Genomic DNA, 18,315 nt, shown 5'->3' on the forward strand with positions numbered 1-18,315 from the left:
GGAATACGAGATGACATTTAACTACAAGGACTTAAAAATAGGCAAGCATGGGATTCCGACTTGGGACGGAATGATTCCTGTGATTATGTTTTTTGCCGCCCAGCAGAAGACGTGGCAGGGGAGTGATTTGACCGATGCAGTGGTCGATGAAATTGAGTTGCCGCTTGCATTGCGTGAAAAAGGTTACGACAATTATCCAAAGGAAAAAATTGTCAACAATAGGATCCACTGGGCACTGTCGGATCTTGCACTTTCGGGCCTGTTACGGCGGCCCAAGCGTGGTGTCTATGAAATCACCCCCCTGGGGCACCAGCTGAATGACCAATACGGACGTGACCTGGCAGCCAAAATCATCCATGCTCAGCCGGCTTATCTTGCACATCAGGAAGAGTTGGCGAAGCATCAAACTAGTCCTGAAGGGGCGTTGGACGAAGGCGAAGACGACACAACAATTGCCAAAATTGATCGCATTCAGGCCCAAATTGAAGCATATAACGCTGAGATCGCGACCGATTTACTTGACCGAATCCGAGAAGCAGAGCCAACCTTTTTTGAGAATCTCGTGGCGGATTTGCTGAGGAAGATGGGTTACCAAGGACCAAATGGCGATGCGACCGTCACAAGTGCTTCTCACGACGGCGGCATCGACGGGATCATCAATCAAGACCCGTTAGGAACTAGCACTGTTTATTATCAAGCTAAGCGGTATCAGGCAGACAATGTCGTTCAGCGGCCAGCCATCCAAGGATTCTATGGTGCCTTATCCAATGTTCATGCGGACCGTGGCGTGTTTATCACCACTTCGAGTTTTACTCAGGGCGCCAAAGATCAGGCGAAAAGTTTTGCGATCGTGCTCATTGATGGAACTCGGCTCACTGAACTACTGTTGCATTACCACGTTGGGGTGCAGGCCAAGAAGAATTATGATCTGTTTCAGATCGATGAAGATTACTTTGAGTGATCCCTCCGAGGTGAATCTTGTGAACTTACCCAAAAGCTCGGGAGTGAGAGCAGTCGTGCCGGTTTGATTAAAGATGATCAGATTGTTCCGAATCTGAACACGAAATAGAGGATGAGTAATTTGACGGTACAATGGCAGTTCGAAGCCGTATCTGAGGACACGTTCGGGTTACAGGTTGGGAGTGTTGCTGACATCAATCTCGGTGGTCAGCGGATCTTGATTAAGGTCACGGACAGCTCGCACCGTTGGCTGACATATGAGACCAAAGCCTGGGGTGAGTTTGGGGTGCGCGGACAAATACTTTTGGGAAGCCAACTCCAATTAAGTTACTCGAGTGAGTACCAGACTGATACGATGACCTGGCCGTACCGTAACTATTACGCCAATGATCCGAGTGAGTGGACCGCGCATTTAACCGATTACCGAGCTGTCATGCACAGCCGGTATTCAAGTGTTGCCGAGCTGATGCGTGTGCTGATCCCAATCTTCGAGCAGCTTGGGAATGGTATTTATGTTGTCTCGTTTCGTGATATGGTGCCAAGTGACGGATCTAATTCGCTGGACGCAATGCCACAACGAGGAGTCTCGACAGATAACCCGGCAACGCGCAATGTAGTTTTCTCAGGACTCGATACACGAAGCATCGTGGTTGATGATGCTTTCCCACTGTATTTGATTCCAACCGAAGCGCCTGAGCGAATTAATTGGGCCGAGGTGGCGGCGCTAACCCAGTCTGAGGACTTGGGTTTTGGTGTTGCGTATGAGTTTGAAGGGTACACTACACTTTTGTTGGATGGACATCACCGTGCATTAGCGGCTCAGCGGCGAGGTGAGCTGCTCCCATGTGTTGTCATTACCGCCAGCTCAAACGCGTCAGTGGTGCCTTCTGAACATTGGCAAGAGATGTCAGAGTGTTCCGATTCGAGTCATGTGACGCCTTCGCGGGTGCATGGTATGCGGTTCTTGGACTTACCCGACCTTGAGCTGATGGCGCGGCTGAGTGAGTATGCAAGCGAGAGTGCCAGTCTATCAATGCGTGAGCTACCGTTGATGCCACAGGTCGAGGCTAAGCATGCGTTGCAGGCAAATGAGTTACTGGATGTCGTCTTAGGGCTGTTCTTCTTTGGTTTCGAGAACGAATTTCTATCGTTAGCCCCCCTGATTCGTCAGAATTATCCGAGTGCAAAACTGAACCGCCGCTATTATGAACTGATGACGAATTGGCTACCTATGCCAACCGTCGCAAATCACCTTTATCAGTTTTTGAGTGATGACCTTAGCCGAGATGAGTCACTCAATACCTTTGTGGCGATTCGATTGGCCGCGTATGAGCAGACACCACAGGCCGCGCCTATGACGATGACGCTGGTGGTGAATGGACAGTCGGTTCCGGTCACCTGTGTCCAAGAAAAACCTAGGCTTGTGGCGGGGACTATGCTGCCAGAGATTTTTCGCTACCAAATTGCTCAGAAGATGTTAAAGGTGGGAGATCGAACCGTTCTAACGGTGAGCCCGACGCAGCCGGGCTACGTTGCGGAATACGAACTAGAAGATTTTGTGTTAAGACTGACCTTTTGGTGGGAGAGCCCGGACCATGAGGAGCTGGTGAATACGACAGAACTGCAGATAGCAATCGAGTACGATTGCGAAGAAGAGAACCTAGATATTCGCGAAACGGAAGCAGGGTTGGTGATTTCGTTAGCCCAGGCCCCAGACGGATTGGCTTCCGCTTTTACAAACGGTGTGTATGCGGTGCGCAAAAAAATGGTGAACACGCCGTTTCGGACAGTACAACACATTGACTACCTGATGTCTACAACGATTGATCACCTGGCCATGGGTCTGGATGATCGAGTTGATTGGACTAAGCCAGTCGCTGTCCAGCTGGCGACAACCGCTCGGGTTGTTCCTTTGACTTGGCAACCGGTGGAAAAGGTCATCATTGGAACGCATCAACTCCAGCGCTATCGAGGGATGTGGTCGTGGGGCATGATTCAAATTGGCGATTCGATTACAGTTCGCCTTCTTGATGAAGATCCAACGGGGTACGCGCAAACAATGACTCAAGAAGAAAGTACGCTATTCTTGGTTTGGCGGAGTTTACGGCAGCCATTGAACCAGCATGCAATTATGATGGGGCTTCCCGTTGGCGCTGGTCGCGTGGATATGATTGAGCGGGATGCAACTTCTGTTCAGATTACGCGGCCTAGCGAAGAACTTATCACCGCTTTAGCGGCTGGTGTCCAAGTGATTGACATTTGGGCCCATGATTTGTCACCAACTGAGTTTGAACACTTACTCGATCAAGCCAAGCGGGCTGTTGAATCTCCTAAAGCCAATCAATTTACAAAAGCTGCACCCGAGACCTACTTAAAGGTTCAACCGGTACCATCGGCTGAGACATTTGTAAAAGTTCAGTTTTATCCAGGGGGCCGGTCGTATACGTACTTAGGGGGTAGCGCCCGCGTTCTGATTGGGGATCATGTTCTGGTTCCGACTGGGCCCAATAATCTACCGAAAGTTGCGCGTGTTGTCTCGGTAGCGCAGACCTTGCAGGATAAGTTGCCGTTTCCGAATGATAGGCTGAAGCGGGTGATTGGTAAGGTGTGAGCGGCAGACGGCCAGTTTCGGGATTTACTGGTATTACAAGAATGACCGCGGCTGAGGGTGGTCCATTGCTTAGTCCGGTTGTCGTTATTTAGTCCGGTTGTCGTTATAATGATGGTTACCCGTTGTAAATCAGGCGTTGCTAAGAACACAACGAAGGAGTTTCCACTTATGACGTAATGGCCGCGTGATTATGTTCTAGCATAGGAGGAAAGATGGTCACGATGATAAGCCCTAGCGAGTATGAGCACATGTATCTGGTAGACCAATCGCCAGAAGCGGTGTTTGGCCAGATTCGGATGCTTAGACGGCAGATGACCAAGTTGCGCGCTACACTGGAACCTGCTGCAGGCGTCACGGCACCGGCAGGACCGGAGATAGAGGAGGTGCAGTTTGATGTGAATCGGCTGTACCTGGAGCGTGCCAAAGCGTACTACGCGGCGATGGGCGGTGTGCTCCAGCCGACGCCAGCGGAGCGGCGCGGCCAAGCTTTGGACTCACGCATGGCCGCGATCGAGACCGTTGAGTTCTCGATCGGTGGCTACTTTGGCGGGCACGATATCACGACGGTTGACTTGACCACCGGGAGAATTCGGCGAGATCACCTGCCTGAATCGCAGCTCGGTCGCATTCAATTTCCCCCACGGACGACAACCGTGACCGATTTTATCACGCAACTGACCGCCCTGCACCTCGGTGAGTGGCGGCGGCGGTATGTTGAGCCAGACATTATGGATGGGACGCAGTGGGAGCTTATCATCACCTTCTCGGATACGCATTATCGGTTTGAGGCGTGGGGGAGCAACAACTACCCTTACAATTTCGCCAACTTGGAAGCGTTGATGACCGCGTATGATCGGCTGACACTAGCCGATTAACGGTTGCTGGCAGAGAATAGACGATTACCCACTGCTCTTGTTGATGGAGGATACAAATGACAACCAAGCAGCAGATCCAAAACTTCTTTGAGGCGGGCATGATCGCCGATGCCTTGGGCGTGCCGGTGGAGTTCAGCCGGCGGGACACTTACACCGTCACGACGATGCAGGGCCACGGCACCTACGATCAGCCGGCCGGCAGCTGGTCGGACGACTCGAGCCTGACGCTGTGCTTGGCGGAGACGCTGACGCAGGGCGGTGACGCCGAGGCGCTGATGGCCAAGTTCGTGGCGTATCTGGAGCACGGCGCCTACACGCCTGGCGGGGAAGTGTTTGACGTCGGCAATGCGACGCGTGAGGCGATCCGTAATTTTGTTGGTAAAAACGTTCCGGCCATCGCTGCAGGGGAACGCTCGGCTAGGTCTAACGGTAACGGCGGCTTGATGCGCATTGCCCCGCTGGCCTTCAGTACGGTGAACTTGCCGCGTGAAGCGCGCCGGCAGCTGACACAGGATTTTACGACCGTGACGCATGGCCACGTGCGCGCAATCATTGCCGATGACTTGTACGTGGAGTGCCTACGCCAACTGTTGTTGGGGCAGCCCCTGGCGCAAGCGATGGCGGCGGCCTGGCCGGTGATCGCAGCCGCTGGATATCCGGCCGAGGAGCTAGCACTTTTTCACCGCGTCCACGACCCGGCGCTGGCCAATGCCGCGCGGGAAGCGATCCGCTCGAGTGGCTATGTGATCGACTCGTTCGAGGCGGCCATGTGGTGCGCGCTGAATTGCCCAACGCTTGAGTCGGTGATCCTGCAGGCGGCCAACCTGGGCGAGGATACCGATACGATCGCGCAGATCGCGGCGTGTCTGTATGCGGCGGGGCACCTGGATGAACGGGCGCCGCGCAATTGGCGGGAGACGCTCATTCGCACGCCGGCCGCGGAGCGGATCATTAGCGAGTTCGCCGAGCGATTCGGGGCGGACTGAGCGGTGAGGACGGGGTGAGTTGCGCCTGACGAGCCAGGGCGGCTATGCAGCTGACGGCCAAGCGTGTCACTTGCCTGACGCCTGGAAAACCGCACACGACAAATTTTCAAATTGGCGCAAGCACCGGATCAGAAGGTTGCCGCGTCAACGGTCGGGATCGATCTAAATTTTACGCAAGGCCTCAATGATCCGATCCACGCATTTCGCCAGAATACTGTGACACATATGATCGACTGCACAAATTGACTTATTTGTCGTGTGTCATTTTTCTTGAGTTGCCAAGTCACACCGTTGGCCGAGGGGGCGGATCGATTCGCAAGGGGATCGCGACTGGATAGCGCCACTGACTCGCCACCCATAAATGATCAGCACTGCCCTGTTGACTCTGGCGGTTGATCAGACTATGCTGAACGTATAAAAATATCGTACATGTATCGAGAGTGTTGGTAGTGGCTATGCACAGTGACCAACCGGCAACGTACCGAAAGGCAACGTGCCCCACCATAGACGGATGCGGACTAGCTTCTTCGAGTCGTGCATTTCGGTGTACGACTTTTTAAATACAATGATTGGAAGCGATTTTATGTTGCTATTTTTAGAAGGTCACCTCACGCAGGTGGCGGATACGGATGAGGAAAATATCAGGCAGTGGATCGCCTACACGCGGGCGAGTGTGGCCGTCAACGCAGTGGGCGTTGACCAGTACCTGCTCGCTCGGGCAGGCGCGACCGGTGGGTTGCGTGATGCGGTCGATGCGGTCGTGATGGCCAAGCTAAGTGCGGTGCACCCGCAGACCAGTGTGCCGAAAACGGCTAATGCTAGGCGCGCGGCACAAATCACGCACAATTGGGTGCGACAATTTGCGGCGGATACGCGGGTGCCTGAGTCGGTGCGTAGCCGGGCGGCACAATTATTGGAGGCGTGGGTAGGATGAGTAAACCTAGAAGCAAGCGTAAGCATCGTGGCCAGCAGCGGACTGAGGCGCTGACGAAAGCCATCAGTGACGAACTGAATTTGGCGGCGACGCAGGCGATTCAGCGCGGGATCGAAAGGGGGATGCGCGAGGTCTTCGCCGAACTGGTGCAACAGGAAGTGAGCCGGCAGTTGACCGGGGATGACGACGTTGAGCCTGAGGATTTGATCCCGGATGGTGAAGCGGGGGAGACTGATGACAGCTTTAATCCCGATGACGACGAAGAGCAGGATGATTCCGAAGATAACGATGAGTGGATTGAGGATGAGCAGTATGCCTACGGTGATGATTGGGATGGAATCGGGTATGACCGGACTGACGAGTAGGGGGTTGATCGCCTAGATCTTCTGGAGAGGGAGTTCTTCACCGGACACCAACGGGCGAGAATGCTAACAATTGACGGGGTGTTGGTTAGTTGCTTAATTCAGTATAATAAACATTATAAAATCAAAGGGGCGGGTGATGCTGATGATTGATGCATTAGTGATTCACAACCAGTACGGACGAGGCCGGGTAACTGCATTTGATGGTCAATTAATTACCGTGGACTTTGCAGACCAGCCGGAGAAAAAGATGCGGCTATCACTGGTGCTTACCCGTGGAATTTTGCGATTCGTGGATGAGGACAGACAGACGCAGGCACTACAAAAGTTTGCTGAACCTGAGCCTCCCGAACGGTCGATCAAATTGCCTTCTCGAGCGGTCACTAAGCGCACTTCGACCAAACACCGACGAACCGGTCGACCGGTTCCAACAGAAACGACAAGCCCAGCAAGGCTTATTGTTGGCGATACTTACAGCAACCAAGAGATTATGGCAACTTTTCTTGTGGCCCCTTATGGCGGGATGCGGAGGTCCAATCGTAAAAATGCACTCGTCCTGATCTCACGCCACCATGATGACATGGCGCAAAATCCATACGAGGATCGGTGGCAGTCAGATGGCTTCTTCCATTACACCGGCATGGGAAGAATCGGGGATCAGAGTCTGGAGAGCACTCAGAATCGGACCCTGAACGAGTCGGGCAGCAATGGCGTGAACGTCTACCTGTTTGAATCCTCAGTAGATAATGAGTATGTGTACCGTGGCGAAGTGCGCCTTGCAGCGCCACCGTATTCGGTACAGGAGCGGGACTCTGGTGGGCAACTACGCCGGGTCTACAAATTTCCGTTGGCGCTGATTAGGTGAAACATTGCCAACCGGACACGGTTTTAGCCAGGCGAAAGTGCATTGATTGGAACACGGCCTAGGCGTAGGGCGATCTAATGATCGAATGCTCAAAAAAGAGGGACAACACTTCTGGCTTTACAACCAGATCGTGCAGTCCCTCTTTTAATTTCGCTTTCCTACAGCGATAGAATCGAATCGATCAGTTGCGTCTTACGCACATCGATGGTGTCACGATTCCATGCATCGAATTGGGTTAGGTCTTGGGTCAAGTGAACCGTGGAGTCTTGGTAGCCATTATTTTTGCCTGGTTCGCCAGCCTTCTTCTTGCGGAAATCCGCGTTCTTGAGGGTAGAGTTGTCGACACCATACCACAAGGTGAGATTCCCAATGCTCCACAGGTGGCGTTGGCGCTCTTCCTCGTCCCGAAATGAGCCCCAAGCTTCAAGATTGAGTGGTTTGCGGGGCATGATGTGCTCAAGGTGGATCTCGCTATTGCTCGGCAACACCACCCCACGCTCTTTGCCATTGTAGTCATGGTTCTCGACCATTCGAAGCAGAGACTTGGCAAGCCGCTCGTCCTCGCTGAAATCGAATCGCTGCAGTGCATCCTTGATGGTTCCGTCATCTAGCTTGCCTTCGATGGCTTTCTTCGCTAATTCTCTGTGGATGGTTGCCGGATCCTTGGTTTCGATCAGACGGACGGCCTCGTTGGCCATCAGTTTTTCTAACCAGTTCGTACCCCCGTTGAGGATCTTGTTGCGAAACAGAATCTGGCGTACTAGCCGCATTATTTTGACACATTCGGCTTCAGCAATATCTAGCTTGAGTAGCGCAAGGACAAGCGGATAGTAAGCGTGGAAGTTGAGGGCGTTCAGTTCGGTAATGATCGCGATGCTCGTTTTGCCGATCTGATCAGCCAGCTCGGATTCGACGGGGTTGATGTCGCTGATCTGGGAAAAGGCCGAGGAGAAAGTCTCAATGTCGTGGGTAAACGCCAAAATGTCATCGATGGCGGTAAACTTGTTGATCACTTTGCGGTACAGGTTGCGCTTGGTGGCAAAACTGGCCTGGGAGTTCCACAAGTAGCGGATGTAGTCGGTCAGATCCTCAGTCTGGAGATTGGTTTGCGCCGTTTGCCAGCAACGCTTCAGCTGCTCGCTTTGCGCGGCAGTCGTGGCGGCGCCGAAGAAGTTGGACTTGATCAGGTCTGCAGAGGTGAGGTCTTTGCCACGTGCATTCAGGGTCTGGAAGATCTGAAAGGCGTTCTCACTATTGGAGATGGAGATTTCAATGATGAAGAAGTGCGTCAGCAGGGTCGTCATCAGGTCTTTGGTGATCTGCGAGAGCGCTTTGTCTGAGACTTCGTCACCAACAGTCGCGAGCTCAAGGAGGCGACTGAGCATCTGATTGTAGGCGTGGGCCATGACGTTTTGCGCTGGCTTGGTTCCACTCTTTCGCGTGTCACGCTTTTGGCTGACCTCGTCAAGGCCCTTGAAGTTACGTGGGGTTTGAATTTCGGTACGGAAGAATTTTTCGCCTTGGCCTTTTTGCGTCAGCCGGAGATCGTCTTCGTCGGGACTGCCAATGTAGTCCGTGATGATGCGATTCGCGTTGCGGCCCTCAGAGTCTGCGATCCCTTGGGAGATCGCGGAAAAAATATCGCGGCAAACCGCCAAAAAGATGGTGATCGTCGTCAGACGCTGCTGGCCATCGATCACCTGCTTCCGCTCGTCGCCGTCAGAGCTGTCCACGACCACCACGGGGCCGAAGAAGTATTCGGAGCCAGTAGATCGCCGGTTCTCGTCGATCAGGTCGTCCATGAAGTCCCCGACTTGATCCTGTTCCCAAGAATAACCGCGCTGGTAGTCCGGGATCGTGGCCCGAAGGTCGTCAAGGTAGTTCTTGATACTAAAGCGTTCTGGATGGAATTTTGCCATAGGTACTGCCACTCCTTCAATTGATCTTCATGATCATCATATAGCAAGGCAACAGCATGATCTAGCGTCGCAATAAAAATATTGATTATGGGGACGAGAGGCCGGCTGGTTGAAGCTGCCACTAGATTCGATTGGCAAGCGCTATTATTGGTAGGTGCGCACCTCTATGTGCACTCGTGATTTTCGATTATGCGATGTGGTGATTTAGATAGTTGTTCGCATGTTCTAAAGTTAAGTCGTTGCAAGGCGTCGTTGACGTGTTGTCGCCTAAGTCGCTATCAATGTATTTCTTGCGAACTTGCCACAGATTTTCGACCGTTGGGTTTGACTGAGTCTTGGAAACGACTCATTGAGACTGGTTAATTCATCGAGCGATGATTGGTGAGATAGAGATTCACATGCGGTAACGCTTGTTTCAGTGACTGTTCTGGTGGGGGTTGATTTGGACAAAACTGAAAGTTGAAGATATTGAGTGTTCAGCGTAGCATGATGGTAGGATCATCAATCGAAAGTCATTGAAAAGCTCCGTATATTTTTCTTAGAAGCGCGATATTTCAGGGATTGTTTAGTGTGTTCCCCGCGTAGGCGGGGGTGATCCCGGGTACGGCCAGTGGTTCCAAGAGGACTTCATGTGTTCCCCGCGTAGGCGGGGGTGATCCTGGTATGTACATGCCCGAACCATCAACTGCGCAGTGTTCCCCGCGTAGGCGGGGGTGATCCTGATCCCTGACGAACTAGCCCCGCTGAATGGACGTGTTCCCCGCGTAGGCGGGGGTGATCCAAGGTTATGTCGTCGTTTGATGCGATGAGTAGCGTGTTCCCCGCGTAGGCGGGGGTGATCCCGACCCCCGGGTGAGAGGGCCGCTCTTTTTTATGTGTTCCCCGCGTAGGCGGGGGTGATCCCCACGCCCAGCAAGAGGTCTACCTTTACTCTTTGTGTTCCCCGCGTAGGCGGGGGTGATCCCGAGTCGCCGCTCACCTTCTCGATCAGCCCCAAGTGTTCCCCGCGTAGGCGGGGGTGATCCCGGGATTGCGGCACCGCGTTCTCAGCGTCGCAAGTGTTCCCCGCGTAGGCGGGGGTGATCCCATGGCGATGATCGACATGAGTGACAACGCGAAGTGTTCCCCGCGTAGGCGGGGGTGATCCCGCCAGCGCCAGCAGGCAAGACGGTCGCTCAGCGTGTTCCCCGCGTAGGCGGGGGTGATCCCCTCTCCCTCTCCCCGATTGTGGAAGGCAAGGTGTGTTCCCTGCGTAGGCGGGGATGATTCTCAGGTGGACTATAGATTCTTCATCGGCTTTAAGTATTCCCCGCGCATGCGGGGATGATCCCCAGTTAAACAGGTTTTGTCCGAAATTCATAATGTATTCCCCGCGTAAGCAGGGATGCCCACCACGTGATCTACGTTCACTTCGTTGGGATCGGCGCGGATCCTCCCGCAATTGAATGGGCAATGTGCTTGGCTACGGTATGCCCGCACGGTGAGGTTCTGCTGGACTTGATCAACCTTTGCGCAGAATCTCGCGCGGAAAGTTACTGCGATCGAATGGTTCAGGGCTTGTTCACTCGATAAGACTGTTTTTGCCAAGTTGGCAAGAGCGAGATACGCATTAATTAATACAATAAATAATCTGAATTTTCACAACTTTATTGATATTGAAAATTATTCGACAAGTTGGAAGATGAGTGATAGTTTATTGGTATACTAGGTTAATAGGATGATGGTGGAGAACGGATCGACTTGATATAGATGGTTCCCTACGGAGGCTGTTCAAAACTTACCTACGAACAAACTGCAGGACATCTGTGCGCAAACACAATGGCTGACGATGGGTGCTGACTAGATGATCTGGCTCGCGTCCAATCAGGCGGGGTGTGCTCAAGTCGGGTTAGTCGCACAGTTGAGCTATAGGAGGTGCACAATGGAGATCACCGCACTCGACCCGGCCACACGCGCTTTATGGGCGAAGAAGCGAACGGTGGACGGGCAACAGCTTTGGTTGCCGCTAGTCGCGCATTTGCAGGATTGCGCGAATGCGATCAACGCGCTGTATAACCTCTGGCTCAGCGACAGCCAGAAGCGTCGGATGATGGCAACGATGACGGACGATGAGCTGCGGCGCCTGCTCAAGTTCATCGCGTTGGCGCACGACCTCGGTAAGGGAATTGCCGCTTTTCAGCGGAAGCCATCTTACGGCGGTTCGCAGGCGATCGACCATGTGCTGACCGAGCAACTGATCCGCGCTGGCTTCATGGGACTGGATCAGGCGCGGATCGAGGACCCAGAGCAGAGTCCGCACGCCTTGGCGGGGGAGGCGCTACTGGAACGCGCAGGTGTCCCGGTTTCTGTGGCGGCGATCATCGGCGGGCACCACGGCCGGATCGCGGAATACCCGCCGACCAAGAATATTTGCCAGTTCACCGCGAACTATTGGCAAAGCGACAAGGATGCTGAGCAGCAACGCCCTTGGCGCCGGGTGCAGGAGCAGCTGATCCGCTGGGCGCTCGAGCAAGCCGGGTATACGTCGGTCAATGAGATCCCCGACGTCGACATTGTGCAGAGCGTGCTGATCGAAGGGTTATTGATCATGGCAGACTGGCTCAGCTCAAGCGAGTTCCTAAATGATGATCCGACGCGGCCCTTGTTCCCGCTGATCCCGATCGAGCACCACTTAAGGGACTTGGATCTGACGGCGCGCTTTCGCCGGGCGTGGTCGACGTGGCATGTCGATGAGCCTTGGCGCCCAGCGCCCGTTCAGCTGACGCCCGACCCTTACCAGGCGCGGTGGCAGTTTGCCGCACGGCCGGTGCAGCGGGCGATCACCCAGGCGATCGATGCGACCACCGAGCCGGGGCTGGTATTGATAGAGGCGCCGATGGGTCTAGGCAAAACTGAAAGCGCTTTAGTTGCGGCGGAACAGTTGGCTAGCAAGACCGGCAGTAGTGGCCTCTTCTTCGGCCTACCCACGCAAGCGACGAGCAATGCGATGTTTCGTCGGGTCAGCGCCTGGCTGGACGTGCAGGCGACACAGCAAGGTGGGCACTTATCGCTTGAGTTGCTGCATGGCCGAGCCAAATTCAACGAGGCCTTTCGCGCACTCCCACACGCACAGGCAGTCGCACAAGACGACGATGAACCTGCCGCCGTAGTGGTGAATGAATGGTTCAGTGGCAAAAAATCGATCTTAGATACGGTCAGCGTCGGCACGATCGATAACTTGTTGCAGATGGCCCTGAAACAGAAGCACCTGTCGCTGCGTCACCTCGGGTTCTCAGGCAAGGTCGTCTGTATCGATGAGGTCCACGCGGTGGATACGTACATGCTGACGTATCTGGATGGGGCCCTGGAGTGGCTGGGGGCGTATCACGTACCTGTCGTGATTTTGTCGGCAACGTTACCGATTGCGCGCCGCAATGAGCTCTTGGGGGCGTACTACCATGGTCGGTTCAACGCCAAGTTGAGGCTATCGGATGCGCAGCAGGCGTGTGAAGCTTACCCGCTAGTGACCTTGCTGGACGGACAGCAGGTCCACCAGATCACCGATTTTCCCGGCCCGTCCGATCAGGCGGACTTGACGATCCAGGTCGAGCGACACGACGACGATCCGGAGGGGCTGGTCGACCGCGTGTGTCGCGCGATCGCAGCCGGAGGCGTGGCTGGCGTGATCGTGAACACGGTGCAGCGGGCACAGACGCTTGCGCAGCTGGTCCCGCCGGAGATCCCGACGCTGATCCTCCATTCAAGTTTCTTGGCGCCCGACCGGACGAAGCTCGAGGATCAACTGGAAACACTGATCGGCAAGGCCGGGGTCAAGCGGCCCGACCGACTGATCGTGATCGGTACGCAGGTGCTGGAGCAGTCGCTGGACATTGACTTCGACATTCTGTTCACGGATATCGCCCCGATGGACTTGCTGCTGCAGCGCGCCGGTCGGTTGCACCGCCACCAGCGTCAGCGACCGGCTGCGCTGAAGGCACCGAAGATGGTGGTGATGGGCATTCTTGCGCCGGGGGATTATGGTGAAGCGAACGCAGCGATCTATACGCCGTACTTGTTGATGCGTACGGACGCGGCGCTTCCGTCGGAGATCCGGCTCCCTGACGATATTTCACCATTGGTTCAGCGGGTCTACGCCTTCACGGACGAGCCGGCGTTCCCGGGGCTCGAGGCGGCTAAGGCGGCGTTCGAGACGCTGATCGAGCAGAAGGAAGCTCGGGCCACAACGTTTCGCCTGGCGCCCCCCAAGAAGCTGAAGCGCGCCACGCTGCACAAGTGGCAGGCCGGCGGCACATTGCCTGGAGTGGACCAGTCCGATCAGCGCGGTGTGGCGGCCGTGCGCGATATCGACGAAAGCCTTGAAGTCATCGTGATCAAGCAGACGCGCACTGGTGCGCAACTGATCGATGGCCGACCACTTGCTCAGTGTGCAGAGGCCACGATCGCGGCGCAGATCATGCGACTGCCGCAGCGTTTCTCACAGAGGTGGAACATCGAGGCCACGATCCGCACGCTTGAGGACCAGACGGCCGCGCACTTGCCGCAGTGGCGATCCAGTAGCTGGTTGCGTGGTGCCTTGGCCCTGATCCTGGATGAACAGGCGGAGGCTGAACTGGACGGCTACCGGCTGCATTACTCGCCGCACCTGGGGCTGATGTATACGAAAGAGGAAGGTAATCATGGATAATCTGCAGTTTAACTTGGTCACCGATCCGTGGATCAAGGTGATCACCAAGGCAGGCGATACGGTCGAGACGGTGTCGATCCTGACCCTATTTACGCACGTCGGGGCGTATCGCCGCCTGGCGGGCGAGATGCGTGCGCAGGACCTGGCGATCTTGCGACTGTTGCTGGCCATCGTACAGACGGTCTACTCGCGTTATGATGAGGCTGACCAGCCCTATGAGTGGTTGCAGGTCGACGCGGAGACGATGCAGCCGCTGGCGGTCGCTCAAGACGACTATGACGAAGACGACCTGATGGCGACTTGGCAGGCGCTCAAGGATAATGGTGAGTTCACGGACCGCATTGTGCAGTACCTGCGCCGCTACCAGGACCGGTTCGACTTCTTCGGGCCGCAACCCTTTTATCAGGTCACGGCCGCGCAGTACGATCAGCTCGTGCCGGCAGACAAGCAGATCAGCATGGGCAAGGGGACCGTCGACGTCAAGCAGATCGACCGGCGGATCTCGGAGAGTGGCAATTCACGCGCGGTTTTTGCCGCCAAAACCGAGGCATACAAGCAGGTCTTGGCGCTGGATGAGTTGGTGCGGTGGCTGATCACCTACCACCAGTTCACCGGGGTGACGGATAAGACGAAGATCAAGACGGCCGAGAAGTTCTCGGTGTCGATGGGCTGGACGTATCGCCTGAACCCGGTGTTCATCAGCGGTCGTGACTTGTTCGAGACGCTCATGCTGAACTTGGTGCTCGTGCCTGCGGAAACGACGGCGTACCATATTCAGCGGCCGCAGTGGGAATTCCCCGACCAAGTCGCGTATGTCGACTGGATCAAAAAGCAACTGTTGCCTGATAACGTCGCCGCGCTATACACGATGTGGTCGCGGATTTTGCACATCGAATGGTCAGACGCTGGGACCCCAATGATCTTCAGCGGTGGGTTGCCCGGCGTGGACGCGACGAACGCCTTCGTTGAACCGATGACGGTCTGGAAGTGGGCGGACAAGGATAAGCCGCCGGTGTTCAAGCCGGCAAGAAAAAGCGTCGCCAGCCTGAATAAGGCGATGTGGCGGAACTTCGGGCAGTACGTGGCGGTGCAGGGTGAGCAGACAGACCAAAAAGTGCACGAACCCGGTGTCGTCAGCTGGTTGCACAAGCTGGTGAATGAAGACCGCCTGACGGCCCAGAATGCGGTCCACCTCACGGGGATCACCCTGATCAGCGACGGGAATGCGACGTCTCAGGCCCCAGTCGCCGAAGTGGCGGATGAGATGACGATCCAAGCGGCGGTCTTGTTCGATCCTGACGGTGGTGCCGATTACTGGCCGGCGCGGATCGAACGGGCGATCGATCGCACACAGCAGGTCGGCACGGATTACTATCATTTTGTCAAAGAGGTGGCGACGATCCGGGGGATCGACGGGACCGAGTTCGCGAACCGGCAAAGCGCGCGCTTCTACGCGCAGCTCAACGCACCGTTCAAGCAGTGGCTGGCGGGGTTGTCCAACCAAGATGACCGAGACGAGAAGTTGGCGCTGTGGAAGGCCGAGCTGAGGCGCGTCGTGAACGCCGCCTTGGCAGAAGTGATGCAGCAGACGTCTTCGAGAGACATTCGCGGGATCACGGTCGGTCAGGATCAAGGTAAAGCACGGTACACGAACATCGTCTTGGCGGAGCGCCGAGTGAGGGCAAGTGTCAAGCGGCATTTGGCAGAGAGTGGAAGGTGAGGATGAGCATGGAACGAACGATCGAATCAGTCACAGTGAGCATCACCAAGACACTGTATGCGAACGGTGACCCGGATAAAGCGATACTCGCTAGTCTACGCGGGGCGGCGTCATTCAGCAGCCCCAAGGCGCAGAAGTTCTGGCCGCTGGTGATGCAGCGCCTGCCTGAGAAGCTGCTCAGCCGCGACGGGACCCCGACGCCGGCAGAAAACGCGGTGTACGCTGCGGTCCGGCTCTACGCGCTACACCAGCAGAGCAATACGGCGTGTGTGTACGCACCGGCGTCACGAGGGACGACTGATGCCGACGCCACGGGCGTCCCGTTCTTCACGGCGGTCGCCCGGTTGAAGCGCGACCCTAAGCGCGTCGTTGCCGTTGACCGCCGAACACAACAGGCGCTGGCGATGACCCAGTTTGGCGCCGTGATGAACGCCCTGACCCACTTGGTGGGGATGGTGCGGGCCAACCAGCCGGGTGTGCAGATCGACTATGGTCGACTGGGCCAAGACCTGTATTGGTTCCAACGAGGGTACCGCGAAGCCGCCCAGGTCCGCTTGATCTGGGGGCAGGATTTTTACTTCGAGTCAACACAGTCAACTGAAGGGACGGAAGCCTAATGACTAATAACTTATATCTCGATATCAACGTGTTACAGACCGTGCCATCGTCTAACCTCAACCGCGACGACGCCGGTTCGCCTAAGACGGCGATCTACGGCGGGGTCACCCGCGCCCGTGTGTCCTCTCAGAGCTGGAAGCGTGCGATCCGCCTGGCATTCAACGCGGATGATCACAGCGATACGCCGGCCGGGATCCGGACCAAGGACGCGGTGAAGTTGCTGACGGAAGAGATCCAGCGTCAGGATGCAGGCATTGCAGACGACGTGGCCGCGGCCAAGGCACGTGACTTGATCAATGCGGCTGGGATCAAGACGGACAAGAGCGATCAGACAGGCGCCTTGCTCTTGATCAGCCGCGGTCAGGTCGAGAAGCTGGCGCAATATGCGTTGGCCCACGACCAGTACGAGGACAAAAAGGCATTGAAGGCCGCCTTGAAGGCAGACCAATCGCTGGATACCGCCTTGTTCGGCCGCATGGTCGCAGACGACCCTGAGCTCAATGTGGATGCTTCGGCGCAAGTCGCACACGCGGTCTCGACGCATGAGATCGTGCCCGAATTCGACTACTTCACCGCCCTGGATGACTTGCAGCCAGAAGATAGCAGTGGTGCGGCGATGCTCGGGACGATCGAGTACAACTCCTCGACGCTGTACCGGTACGCGAACCTGAACTTACACGAATTGCGCCACAACATCGGGGATGCGGCGACGATCCAAGGGGCCCTGCGCTTCATCAAGAGCTTCCTGTTGTCGATGCCGACGGGGAAGCAGAACACATTCGCCAACAAGACGCTGCCGAACTACGTCATGATCGCACTGCGGCGCGACACACCGGTGAACCTGGTCTCGGCGTTCGAAGAACCGGTCCACGCTGGGACGGAAGGGTACGTGAAGGGCTCGATCAAGCGGCTCAAGCAGGCAGCACAGGATGCTCTGCAGTACGTTGAGGCACCGCTGTTGGCGGTCACGATGACGGCGTATGCATCTGAGGCGACGGATCGAGTCGCCAACCTGACGGACCTGTTGGCGCAAGTCGAAGCAGCACTGGAGAAGGTGGCCCAAGATGAAAACGCTGGCGATTAGGCTCACCGGGCCCCTGCAGGCTTACGGGAACGAAGCGACCTTTACGCGCCGGACCAGTGATGACCACCCTTCCAAAAGCGCGATCATCGGTCTGCTGGGGGCAGCGCTCGGTTATCGGCGGGAGGACCCCCGGTTGTTGACGCTCAACCAGCTTGCCTTCGCGGTGCGGATCGATCAGCCCGGGGAGATGATGACCGAGTTCCAGACGGTCGAATGGAAACCGGGCCGTGCGTCCAAGCTGAGCTATCGGGACCTGATCCAAGACGCCGTGTTTGTCGTTGCGATCGGCAGTGACGATGAGGCTCTGATCGCCCGGCTCGCCGATGCGTTGCGGCACCCGAAATTCGCGCTGTTTCTCGGCCGCCGTGCGAACGTGCCGGCCGGCGTGCTGGATGTCCAGCTGATCGATGCGCAAGACCCGGTGGCGGTGTTGACGACTTGGCCATGGCAAGCGTCGCTGTGGTACCAAAAGCGTAAGCGCGCCGACGAGACGATCGAGCTTGAGCTGTACGCAGACGCGCAGTTGCTCGAAAAAGGGCCGACGCACCTCGTGAAGGATCAAGTCGAGTCGTTCGACCAGCGTGATCGCCGGTCGAGTTTTCGCAGTGTACGCACCCTGAGTGTCCCGGTGACTAACCCGGTGCATCCGCTGCCGGAGACGATCCACGACATCTGGTCACGCGTCTGAAAGGAGGTC

The 18,315-nt window shown here is 56.0% G+C and carries 13 protein-coding genes and 1 CRISPR repeat array; of the genes, 12 read left to right on the forward strand and 1 reads right to left on the reverse strand.

Annotation, left to right across the window (positions count from 1 at the left end):
* The first annotated feature begins 10 nt into the window (after window positions 1-10).
* The 7 genes from HII33_RS04100 to HII33_RS04130 all read left to right on the forward strand — a co-directional run bounded on the left by HII33_RS04100 (window position 11) and on the right by HII33_RS04130 (window position 7,593).
* The gene (locus HII33_RS04100) at window positions 11-961 is read left to right on the forward strand and encodes a restriction endonuclease (RefSeq protein WP_179394512.1); all 951 of its coding nucleotides are present in this window, start codon (window positions 11-13) and stop codon (window positions 959-961) included.
* 120 nt (window positions 962-1,081) lie between these two features.
* A complete protein-coding gene (locus HII33_RS04105) occupies window positions 1,082-3,571 on the forward strand; it encodes a hypothetical protein (RefSeq protein WP_179394513.1) in 2,490 nt (829 codons plus the stop codon).
* A gap of 212 nt (window positions 3,572-3,783) precedes the next feature.
* Window positions 3,784-4,446, forward strand: a complete 663-nt coding sequence (locus HII33_RS13780) for a hypothetical protein (RefSeq protein WP_246287263.1) — start codon at window positions 3,784-3,786, stop codon at window positions 4,444-4,446.
* A gap of 56 nt (window positions 4,447-4,502) precedes the next feature.
* Window positions 4,503-5,432, forward strand: coding sequence for an ADP-ribosylglycohydrolase family protein (locus tag HII33_RS04115; protein ID WP_179394514.1), 930 nt, complete (start codon window positions 4,503-4,505; stop codon window positions 5,430-5,432).
* A 583-nt stretch (window positions 5,433-6,015) separates the two neighbouring features.
* The gene (locus tag HII33_RS04120) at window positions 6,016-6,366 is read left to right on the forward strand and encodes a hypothetical protein (RefSeq protein ID WP_179394515.1); all 351 of its coding nucleotides are present in this window, start codon (window positions 6,016-6,018) and stop codon (window positions 6,364-6,366) included.
* A complete protein-coding gene (locus HII33_RS04125) occupies window positions 6,363-6,731 on the forward strand; it encodes a hypothetical protein (protein WP_179394516.1) in 369 nt (122 codons plus the stop codon). Before HII33_RS04120 ends, HII33_RS04125 begins: the two co-directional genes overlap by 4 nt.
* A 136-nt stretch (window positions 6,732-6,867) precedes the next feature.
* Complete coding sequence (locus HII33_RS04130) at window positions 6,868-7,593, forward strand: SRA domain-containing endonuclease (protein WP_179394517.1); 726 nt, start codon at window positions 6,868-6,870, stop codon at window positions 7,591-7,593.
* 158 nt (window positions 7,594-7,751) lie between these two features.
* Here the strand turns inward: HII33_RS04130 and HII33_RS04135 are convergent, their stop codons facing one another.
* Window positions 7,752-9,512: a DUF262 domain-containing protein gene (locus HII33_RS04135; protein ID WP_179394518.1), complete on the reverse strand. Its 1,761-nt coding sequence runs from the start codon at window positions 9,510-9,512 to the stop codon at window positions 7,752-7,754.
* Window positions 9,513-10,082: 570 nt separating this feature from the next.
* Window positions 10,083-10,843: direct repeats of the CRISPR family, unit length 29 nt; unit sequence GTGTTCCCCGCGTAGGCGGGGGTGATCCC.
* Between the two features lie 590 nt (window positions 10,844-11,433).
* On the opposite strand from HII33_RS04135, the gene cas3 reads away from it, so the two are divergent.
* From cas3 to cas5e, 5 genes are read left to right on the forward strand one after another with little or no spacing between them, the layout of a single operon-like run.
* A complete protein-coding gene (cas3, locus tag HII33_RS04140; protein WP_179394519.1) occupies window positions 11,434-14,196 on the forward strand; it encodes a CRISPR-associated helicase Cas3' in 2,763 nt (920 codons plus the stop codon).
* Window positions 14,189-15,916 (forward strand): type I-E CRISPR-associated protein Cse1/CasA, encoded by a 1,728-nt coding sequence (gene casA, locus HII33_RS04145; protein WP_179394520.1) that lies wholly within the window; start codon window positions 14,189-14,191, stop codon window positions 15,914-15,916. Before cas3 ends, casA begins: the two co-directional genes overlap by 8 nt.
* An 8-nt stretch (window positions 15,917-15,924) precedes the next feature.
* Entirely contained in the window at window positions 15,925-16,533 is a 609-nt protein-coding gene (gene casB / locus HII33_RS04150; RefSeq protein WP_179394521.1) for a type I-E CRISPR-associated protein Cse2/CasB, read from the forward strand.
* Window positions 16,533-17,618, forward strand: a complete 1,086-nt coding sequence (gene cas7e, locus HII33_RS04155) for a type I-E CRISPR-associated protein Cas7/Cse4/CasC (RefSeq protein ID WP_179394522.1) — start codon at window positions 16,533-16,535, stop codon at window positions 17,616-17,618. The genes casB and cas7e overlap by 1 nt, the downstream gene beginning before the upstream one ends.
* Window positions 17,599-18,306 carry a type I-E CRISPR-associated protein Cas5/CasD gene (gene cas5e / locus HII33_RS04160; RefSeq protein ID WP_179394523.1) on the forward strand — a complete coding sequence of 236 codons (708 nt, stop codon included), beginning with the start codon at window positions 17,599-17,601 and terminating at the stop codon, window positions 18,304-18,306. Before cas7e ends, cas5e begins: the two co-directional genes overlap by 20 nt.
* Window positions 18,307-18,315 lie beyond the last annotated feature (9 nt).

Source organism: Lacticaseibacillus absianus, assembly GCF_013407595.1.
Classification (GTDB): Bacteria; Bacillota; Bacilli; order Lactobacillales; family Lactobacillaceae; genus Lacticaseibacillus; species Lacticaseibacillus absianus.